A 9,755-nucleotide genomic window follows, 5' to 3' on the forward strand; every position below is an offset into this window, starting at 1 on the left:
GTGCGGAAGAGGCTTTCGACGCCGAGCGATCAGATCTACGCTCAGCAAACTAAGTGGCGTCCCGATGAGGTATGCGCAACTTTCGAGATAGGTGCGCAGCGAGGAGCAAGGCACGAGCGATAGGGGACGGGAAATTTGCCGAAGGCCCATCAGAGCTTGCGCGCCCGACCGCTTCGCGCGGCCAAATGCGCTCTTCAATCGAGGCGAAAGAGGGACCAAGAGAGGGTTAAAAGGAGAGCGTTGGTTGCGATATTGCTGCTGCTCGTCGCTAGAGGCTTTCCGGCAACACGCGCTCTTCCAACAGCTCGTAGAGAGTTCGTGCTTGTGTGCGAGAGACCTGCTTCGACGACGGCAGCGCCGCCACACGAACGGCGATGAGGCGATTGCCCCGCGTCAGTTCAATGCGATCGCCGACACGCACGCGACGCGCAGCGCGAGCCGGCAGATCGTTGACCCGAACGGCTCCTCGCTCACACAGTTCTTGTGCAACGGTGCGCCGCGGCGCCAAGCGGCTGGCGCGCAAAAAATGATCCAAACGCAGCTCTTGAACCGCGTTTTCGCTCATCGCTTTTAAGTCGACTCTCGAAAGCGCACAGGCTTTGCGGCAGATGATCCGTTCTTCTCGGTGTGAAGCGCGCCAGCCGACTCGAAGCTGGAGACCTTCCGCTCGTAGATTTCATGGCCGCTTGACGCTTTTCGCCGCCGTCTTGTTCTCCAGTTTGAGAAGAGGCAGCACCGCCGCGCGGTATTCTTCAGCGACGGCGATATAAGCCTCTTTGCGCAAAGAGTCCAAGTAGTCGGCCCGCTCTTTTGGCGCGCGTTCTGCCGTGATCGCTTCGCGCACCTGATTCTCATTGAACGTCGCGTCGCCCGGCGGAGTTCTTTCATCAACTCTCAAGATCAGATAACCTTCTTCCGTTTTAATCGGATCGGTTACGCCGCCCGCCTTCAACCCTTTGATCGCCTGTGCGACCTCTTGGCGCGTGATATCGGAAAGGACGAACGTGCCGAGCTTGCCCTTCCTTTCGCGCGACTGCGGACGCTCCGAATAAGTCTGGGCCAGTTGCCCGAAATCCGCTCCGGCGCGCGCCTTTTGCACGATCTCTTTCGCTCGCGCGAGCACCTCTTGTTCAGACTTGCCCGCGGCGCTCAGAAAGATCTCCGAAAGCGTGATCGTTTCGGGCTTGCGGAACTTGTCGCGGTGTGCGTCGAAGTATTTCCGCACCTCATCAGCGCTCAACCCGAAGTAGATGCGCGCGTCCACTTCGCGGTTCAACACGGCGCTCTTCATGATCTCGCGGCGCAAAGTCCGACGTATCTCCACCGGATCGAGGCCGCTATTGCGCAAGGCTTCGTCCAGTTGCTCGATCGACTTGATGTTATTCTCACGCGCCACTTCCAACATGCGCCGGTTGACTTCCGCCTCAACTTCCTCTTCGAGCCGCGGGATCTCTTTTCCCTTTTGCAGCAACAACTGCTCGTTGATCAAGCTGGCGATCAATTCCGGCTGCCTTTTTTGCACCTCTTCGGTGGCTTGCTGTTCTGTCAAGCCGCGCTGCTGTTTGAGCGCTTCCACGGCCTCGCGCATCTCGCGTCGAAGCATTGACAGCGTGATGACGTCGTTATTGACTTGGGCGACCACTTGATCGACCACGCGCGGTTCGCCTTCTTCTTGCGCCTGCGCCCCACCAAGAAGCGAAAGCAGCGCAAAGGCTGCCAGCGCGATTTGAAGCCTCTTTCTGTTCATGACTCTACTTCCTTGATTCATCTGAATTCAGCGCGATCCTTCGCTCACCCAAACGCGATCCTTGCGCCGCTCGTCTCCAATTGAACGAGATCATCTCGCCTTTCTCATTCCGCCCCTTATTCTGATGCTTCCACTGCATCGGGCGCAAGCTCGCCGCAGTCGCGCTTTTCGTTTACGCCCCTCTTCGAGGTCCGATCTTCGTCCTCATCATCGGCTCATGCGTCCGCAGCAGCTTTGATCTTTTCGAGAAGCGCTTGTGCCGTTTGGATGATCTCTTCGTCACCGCTCAATTGCACGCGCAACACGCCGCTCGGCGAAAAGCTCGTTCCCGGCCTTTTGCGCACCAGTTCGATCAAACTCTCCGGCGCGACGCGGGCACGCTCGCTCAACTTGATGGCCAGCCCGTCTGGCGTGCGATCGATCGAAAGCGCCCCCACCTCCTCGGCGAGGCGGCGCAGTCGTGCGTATTCGAAAAGCTTTTCGACCGGTTCGGGGAGGCGCCCGTAGCGGTCTTCCATCTCAGCGTGAATCTGGCGCAACTGCGCGTCGTCGCGCGCCGAAGCGATGCGTTTGTAAGCGCGTAGCCGCTGGCCCATGTCGCTGATGTAATCAGCGGGGATGGAGACATCCACGCCCAGATTGAGCGCGACGCTCGTCTCATCTTCCATCGCTTCGCCGCGCAGTTCGGCCACGGTGCGCTCGAGCATCTGCATGTAAAGGTCGAACCCGAGCGCATCCATGTGGCCCGACTGTTCGGCGCCGAGCAGATTTCCGGCGCCGCGAAGCTCCAAATCGAGCGCGGCGATGCGGAATCCGGCACCTAGATCGGAGAACTCGCGGATGGCCGCCAAGCGCCGTCGCGCAATAGGGGTCAAATCCGCTTCCGATGGGATCAACAAATAGGCGTATGCGCGACGGTTCGAGCGTCCGACGCGACCGCGCAATTGATAAAGCTGCGCTAGCCCGTATTGATCAGCGCGGTTTATGATGATCGTATTGGCGCGCGGGATGTCTATGCCGTTTTCGATGATCGTCGTCGCGACGAGAACGTCGTATTTGTAAGCGACGAAATCGAGCATGATGCGCTCCATTTGCTGTTCGTTCATCTGTCCGTGCGCCACGGCGATGCGTGCCCTGGGCACGAGCCGCTTGATGAGCGCGGCGATCGAATCGATCGTCTCAACGCGGTTATGAACGAAGAAGACTTGACCGCTCCGCTGTAGCTCTAGTTCGATGGCCGATTTGATGACCGATTCGGAGAACTGTACGACCTGCGTCTGAATCGCCAGACGGTCGCGCGGCGGAGTCTCGATGATCGACATGTCACGCAGACCGACGAGCGACATATTGAGCGTCCGCGGAATGGGCGTTGCCGTCAACGTCAATACGTCGACGCGCTTTCTCAATTGCTTCAACCGCTCTTTGTGCGCGACGCCGAAACGCTGCTCCTCATCGACCACTACCAAGCCGAGATCGCGGAAACGAACATCTTTGGAGAGCAAACGGTGCGTGCCGATCAAGATGTCGATCTCGCCCGCTTCCACGCGCGCGAGGATCTCCTTCTGCTCTCTGTTCGACCGCAGGCGCGACAGCAACTCGATCTTGACCGGAAACGGCGCGAAGCGCGCGCGAAACGTTTCGAAGTGTTGATAAGCGAGCACCGTAGTCGGCGCGAGCACGGCAACTTGTTTGCCGTCCATCACGGCCTTGAACGCGGCGCGCATGGCCACTTCCGTCTTGCCGTAACCGACGTCACCGCACAGCAAGCGGTCCATCGGCACGGGCTGCTCCATGTCGCGCTTGACCTCGGCGATGGCCGTCGCTTGATCTGGCGTCAGCTCGTACTCGAACCCCTCCTCGAACTCTCGTTGCCAAGGCGTATCGGACGCGAAGGCGTGACCGCGCACGAGCTTGCGTTCGGCATACAGGCGGAGCAATTGGTCCGCCATGTCGCGCATGGCGCGCCGGGCGCGCGCTTTAGTCTTCTGCCAGCCAAGACCGCCGAGCCGGTCCAGCGTCGGTTCGCGACCTTCGGCGCTCGCGTAGCGCTGGACCAGATCGAGCCTTTCGACCGGCACGTAGAGTTTGGCCTCATCGGCGTAAATGAGCAGCATGAACTCGCTCCGCCGCCCTTGCACTTCGAGCGTTTGCAAACCGCCGAAACGCGCTACGCCGTGATCCACGTGCACGACGTAATCGCCGACCTTCAGATCGCGAAAGTCGGAGATGAAAGCGGCGCTTCTGGATTTTGCTCCGCCGCGCGCTCTCTGCCGCTCAAGTGCACCATCGCCCGCCTCTGTAAAGAGATCGCGTTCAACGTGCAACGTGAAGTCGCTTGTTGGCAGCTCGAAGCCGACAGAGATCTTTCCGACTGTAACCGCTACGGGCGTCTCCCGACGCCCCGTCTCCGCAAGCGGAAGCAGTTGCGCAGCGACGTCGTACTCAGCGAGCATCTTGGCCACCCGTTCGGCGACGCCGCGACTCGGCATGACCAACCATGTCGTTTGTGCGCGTCGCTTCAAATCGGCGGCAAGCATCCGAACGTCGCCGTGATAGGCTTTCGCCGCCCGCGCTGGCCATTCGATTTCAACCGCCCGTTCCACAGCTGAAAAGAGATGGAACGGGATGCGTTGCTCCGTTTGGTGAAACGCTAGCCCGCTCATCTTTGTGTCGAGCAGAGAAAAGCGTTCATCGACGCGCGCCGCCTCGCGCCCCAGCGCGCGGAACTCCACGCGCGACGCTCTCTCCAAACCAGTGCGGAGCTCATCCGCCGTCAAATAGAGCTCTTCTGGCGTCAGCCCCAACTCATCGGCTTGATCCGCTTCAACATATCTTGCGCGAAGCGTCGCCTCCAATTCCATCAACCGACGCTCGATGGCGCTCGGCTCATCGACAACCAGCACGCAATCATGTAGGTAATCGAAGAGCGAAGCGTCTGTCTTTTTGATGAGCGGCATCAGCCATTCCCACCCTGGAAAACTTTCGCCTTCGTCCGCCAAGCTCGTGCGATCGCGCAAGGCGCGTGCGAAACGTTCTTCGTGCCAACGCGCGCGCGCCGCTTCCGCCCAGCGTCGGAAATCATCGCGCGCAACGGCGTATTCGCGCATCGGCGGGAGCTCGACGTTCGTCAGCTTTCGCGTCGAAAGCTGCGTTTCAGGATCGAATTCGCGAATCGAATCCACCGTGTCGCCGAAGAACTCAGCGCGCACTGGCGCGTCGCATCCCGGCGGCCAAACGTCGAGGATGCCGCCGCGCACGGAGAACTCGCCGACGGCCCCAACCGGATCCTCGCGCACGTATCCGGCAGCGAGCAATCGCCGGACCAGCGAAGCGAGATCGTGGTCGGCATCGAGTCGCAGGACGGCTCCCGAAGAGATGATCTCCGCAGGCGCCACCGTGCGGCGCGCGAGCGCCCGCGCAGTCAGGAGGATGAAGCGCGCCGTACCGTGCGCGAGTTTCCATAGCGCCAGCGCTCGTTCTTCGAGCGTTTCGACGTGAGGCGACGCGCCAGCATACGGATCGCTCTCCGACGCAGGCAGCGTCGCGAGCGTGCGCTTGGCGGCCTCTGCCGATTCGCCCGTCAGGACCTCGATCCAGAAACGAACGTCTCGCTCCCACGTCTCCAGTTCGCGGTTCGCCTCGACGATCAAAGCGACCCTTTTTCCGGTCGCCAGCCCCAACGCAACAACTGCCAAAGCTCGCGCCGGAGGGGCGACAAGGCCGCTGATGGAAACGACGCGCTCGCCGCGCCGAACGGCTTCAACCACGCTCTGGAACTCGCGGCCAGCGAGCACGCGTTCGAGCGTGCCTTGAATGACAAACGACGGTTGCGCTTCGGTCTTCATAAATAATCCAAGAATCGTAGCCGCCAACGTGGAGAAAGATCATACAGGCGTCGTTCCTTCGAGCGACTCAAAGCCACCGTTAAAATCGCTGTGCGACGCGACTGACGCGGCTTTGCAACCGAGGCAGCGCCCGGAATCGATTTAGATGCTTTGGGCTGGCCCATTCGTGGCCGACAGCTCATCTCGCGTAAGATACGGTCTACGAAGCGACGACCTGTTCAGCCGGACGGCGCGCTTTCAATCCCACCACTTTGGGCCGCGCTCGCCGAGCGCCACTTTGGTTCGGTGAACGCGCGCGCGTGCATCGCGTTCGGCTTCGCGGTCGCCAGCGCGCATCGCGCGCCGCGCGCGCATTAGTTCAGCGACTAGATGTTTCCTTGCTTCCTCGGGAATTCGCGGATCGGTCGCACGCCACCGGCACCCATCTATCAAAACGTAGCGTCCGTCGTCGCTTTTCTCTATCAGCTTTTTCCTCTTCGCCATCAATCGCGCAACCGCCGGATGCGCTCGATGAGCGCCGAAGTCGAATAACCAGAGATGAACGGGAGCGCGAGGACGCGGCCGCCAGCGGCTTCCACTTCCTCACGCCCATGAATTTCGTCAAGCTTGTAGTCGCCGCCTTTGACCAACACGTCCGGCAGCAACTCGGCGATCAACTGCCGCGGGCTCAAATCATCGAAGATCAATACGAAATCCACCACACTGAGCGCCGCGAGCATTTCGGCCCGTTCCGCTTCCTTCATCAAAGGGCGTTCCGGCCCCTTGAGCGCACGCACAGCGCGGTCGCTGTTGATCGCCACAAGCAGAGCGTCGCCGAGAGCGCGCGCTTGCTGCAAATAGCGCACGTGCCCGATGTGCAACAGATCGAAGCACCCGTTGGTGAAGACCAACCGACGGCCCGCGGCACGCATTTGCGCGCGGACGCGCCGCGCCTCATCGAGCGAGATGAGCTTATCTTCCATAGCCACTCGCTTGAAAACTTTAACACGGTGCCGACGAAAGCGACCACCCGCATCGAACGTCGAAAGTCGCTTTGCCCTCGGCGTGTGCGGCTCTTATAATCGTCCCTTTGACTCAGCCGAAGATCACGTTGACCATGCACGATCCGAACGCCGTGAACTTACCGTTCATCGAAGAGAACGACCAAACGCGCGCGCGGCGCGAGCACTTAGCGAAAATCGTCGCGCTCATTGGAAACCCTTACCCAAACCGTTTCGAACGTAGCCGCATCGTCCGTCCCGACGAAGAGGACACGATCACGGCCATCGTCCGACATTTTGCGCCCTTCGTTCCGTCGGCGCGAGATGGCGCGCGTCCCGCCCCCGAAGAGATCGAACGGGCCAATAGAGAGTTGAACCGCTACGAGGTGCGCGTCGCCGGGCGCCTCGCCACTCCGCCGCGCGTGATGGGCAAAGCCGCCTTCGTTCATCTGGCGGATGGGGTCTCGCGCTTGCAGATCTACGTTCGTAAAGGCGAGGTAACCGCCGTCACAAGCGACGGGCGCGAAACCGATGGCTGGGAGCTTTTCGAACTGCTCGACCAAGGCGATTTCATCGGCGTCAGCGGATACCTTTTTGTGACCAAAACGGGCGAGCTTTCGGTGCACGCGCAAAAGCTCTACTTCTTGGCCAAAGCGTTGCTCCCGATGCCCGACAAGCTGCACGGCATTGCCGATCCGGAGGTCCGCCAACGCCAACGCTACTTGGACCTGATCGCCAGCAGCATCAAAGTCGAACGCGACGAGAACGAACTTTCAACGCGCGAAGTCTTCGAGCGTCGTGCGCAGCTCATCCGCGAGATCCGACGCTTTCTCGATGAACACGGCTTCATCGAAGTCGAAACGCCGATGCTCTCGCCGCTGGCGACCGGGGCTGCTGCACGCCCTTTCCAAACGTGGCACAACGCGCTCGGCATCCCGCTTTACGCGCGCATCGCGCCCGAACTCTACTTAAAGCGGCTCGTCGTCGGCGGCTTCGAGCGCGTTTACGAACTCAACCGCAACTTCCGCAACGAAGGTCTGTCGGTGCGCCACAATCCCGAATTCACCATGCTCGAGTTCTACTGCGCTTACTGGGACGCGCACCGCATGATGGACTTCTGCGAAGAGCTGCTGCGCACGGTGGTCGAGCGCGTCTGCGGTACCTTGCGCGTGCGCTATGATCAACACGAGATAGACTTCGCGCCGCCTTTCACGCGCGTCCCGCTCACGGAAGCCATCGTTCGCCACTGGCCCGCCGCGCTCAACGATCCGCAAGGCGATCCCGTCTCCACTGCGTGGTTGAAGAACGACGATCAGCTCGCGCTGCTCGTCCGCTTCTGTCAAACGTGGCAGCGGCTCGCAGCCGAATCGCACGAACCGGATGCCGCGTTGGTGGCCGCCGCATGGCAACAGGCGCGCGCCGAGGCCGAGCCTTTGACCGATGAGACGGCGCGTGCGCGCGCGCTTGAAGAGATTTTCGCCGTCGTAGCGGAAGAGCGGCTGGTCCAGCCTACTTTTGTCACGGACTTTCCGAAAGCCATCTCGCCGCTCGCCAAAGCTTCCATGGCGGATCCGACCCTAGCCGAACGCTTTGAGCTTTTCATCGCTGGCATGGAAGTGGCCAACGGCTTTTCGGAGTTGAATGACCCGGAGGAACAGTACCGACGTTTCCTCGAGCAAGCGGCGGCGCGCGAACGCGGCGACGAAGAAGCGATGGTGATGGACGAAGATTTCCTACGCGCGCTCTCTTACGGCATGCCGCCCACGGCTGGCATCGGCATCGGCATCGATCGGTTGACGATGCTGCTGACCGATCGCCGCTCGATCCGCGATGTAATCCTCTTTCCGCACCTCAGGCCGAAAAAGCGAGCGGATCAAGAGCGCGCTGATGAGCCGACGTGAACCAACGAAAAGAATCTTCCCGCTCCGCTTCCGAGCGTCGCGAGCGTAAAGCGGGGATCGAAAGCGGAACGAAAAGGGGCGACCGAGGCGTAAGTTCGCATTTGGGACGAGCAAACGGCAACCGAGAATTGAGAACAAGATGACGAACAGAATGCTGGCCGTTGTGATCGCCGGCCACGGCGATGTGGAAACGCTCGAACTGCGCGAGGTCACAAGGCCAGAAGCGCGCGCCGACCGCGTGCGCGTGCGCGTGCATGCAGCGGCCTTGAACCGCGCCGATCTGCTTCAACGGCGCGGACTCTACCCGGCTCCACCGGGAGCGCCCGCGGACATTCCAGGCTTGGAGTTTGCTGGCGAAGTGGACCAGATCGGCGACGAAGTGCAACGTTGGCGAGCGGGCCAGCGCGTCTTTGGCATCACGAGCGGCGGGGCACAAGCGGAATACGTCGTCGTCCCGGAGAACCATGTGGCCGAAATCCCCGCTGGTCTCGACTGGCCGGAGGCTGCTGCCGTGCCAGAAGTCTTCATCACGGCGCACGATGCTCTCTTCGCGCAGGCTACATTGCAAGCGGGCGAGGCTTTGCTCGTGCACGCTGCCGGTTCAGGCGTTGGGACGGCGGCGATCCAACTCGGACGCGCGGCAGGTGCCACCGTGTACGGCACGGCGCGCACCTCGGAGAAGCTCGCCAAAGCGCGCTCGCTCGGATTGAAAGATGGCTGCACGGTGACGGAAGATGCGCAGGCGTTTGTCGAGGCGGTGCAACAGTGGACCGGCGGACGCGGCGTTGATGTGCTGCTCGACTTGGTCGGGGCCGCTTACGGAGAGGCTAATATCGCTTCTTTGGCGCCGCTGGGTCGCCTCGTTTTCGTCGGCACGATGGGCGGTACGCGCGCCTCGTTCGACCTCGGACAGATCATGCGCAAACGATTGCGCTTGATGGGCACGGTGCTGCGCACGCGCACGGCGGAGGAGAAAGCGCTTGCGGTAGCACGTTTTGCCCGCCACGTCGTTCCGTTGCTGGCGACCGGCGCGCTGCGCCCGATCATCGACAGCATCTACCGCGCGGAGGATGTGCGCCAAGCTCACCGCCGACTTGAATCGAACGCTAGCTTCGGCAAAGTCGTCCTCATCTTCGACTGATCGCTTCAGCACAAAAGCTTATGTGTCGCCGACGGCGACGTGGAGATAACCCAGACAAACTTACTCTCGAATTCAGGCCAAAGTCTGCGGGTCACAGACAATTCGTCGTGTGCACTCAGGCAAGGCACGACGTTCGCGCGC

The 9,755-nt window shown here is 61.1% G+C and carries 7 protein-coding genes; 2 read left to right on the plus strand and 5 right to left on the minus strand.

Translation table 11 applies throughout. The features are described from left to right. Positions 1-268: 268 nt before the first annotated feature. The 5 genes from C4334_RS13770 to rfaE2 form a co-directional block, all read right to left on the minus strand. The gene (locus C4334_RS13770) at positions 269-565 is read right to left on the minus strand and encodes a S4 domain-containing protein (RefSeq protein ID WP_352432666.1); all 297 of its coding nucleotides are present in this window, start codon (positions 563-565) and stop codon (positions 269-271) included. 111 nt (positions 566-676) lie between these two features. Further along, on the minus strand, positions 677-1,747 hold the full coding sequence (locus tag C4334_RS13775) for a peptidylprolyl isomerase (RefSeq protein ID WP_352432667.1): 1,071 nt from the start codon (positions 1,745-1,747) through the stop codon (positions 677-679). Positions 1,748-1,962: 215 nt separating this feature from the next. Then, complete coding sequence (mfd, locus tag C4334_RS13780) at positions 1,963-5,592, minus strand: transcription-repair coupling factor (protein ID WP_352432668.1); 3,630 nt, start codon at positions 5,590-5,592, stop codon at positions 1,963-1,965. 237 nt (positions 5,593-5,829) lie between these two features. After that, a complete protein-coding gene (locus C4334_RS13785; protein WP_352432669.1) occupies positions 5,830-6,075 on the minus strand; it encodes a hypothetical protein in 246 nt (81 codons plus the stop codon). Further along, positions 6,075-6,554, minus strand: coding sequence for a D-glycero-beta-D-manno-heptose 1-phosphate adenylyltransferase (rfaE2, locus tag C4334_RS13790; RefSeq protein WP_352432670.1), 480 nt, complete (start codon positions 6,552-6,554; stop codon positions 6,075-6,077). The genes C4334_RS13785 and rfaE2 overlap by 1 nt, the downstream gene beginning before the upstream one ends. A 134-nt stretch (positions 6,555-6,688) precedes the next feature. On the opposite strand from rfaE2, the gene lysS reads away from it, so the two are divergent. Continuing rightward, positions 6,689-8,473, plus strand: coding sequence for a lysine--tRNA ligase (gene lysS / locus C4334_RS13795; RefSeq protein WP_352432671.1), 1,785 nt, complete (start codon positions 6,689-6,691; stop codon positions 8,471-8,473). 139 nt (positions 8,474-8,612) lie between these two features. Continuing rightward, the gene (locus C4334_RS13800; RefSeq protein ID WP_352432672.1) at positions 8,613-9,614 is read left to right on the plus strand and encodes an NAD(P)H-quinone oxidoreductase; all 1,002 of its coding nucleotides are present in this window, start codon (positions 8,613-8,615) and stop codon (positions 9,612-9,614) included. Positions 9,615-9,755: the final 141 nt, after the last annotated feature.

The sequence above is a fragment of the Pyrinomonas sp. genome (genome assembly GCF_040289685.1).
Taxonomy (GTDB): domain Bacteria; phylum Acidobacteriota; class Blastocatellia; order Pyrinomonadales; family Pyrinomonadaceae; genus Pyrinomonas.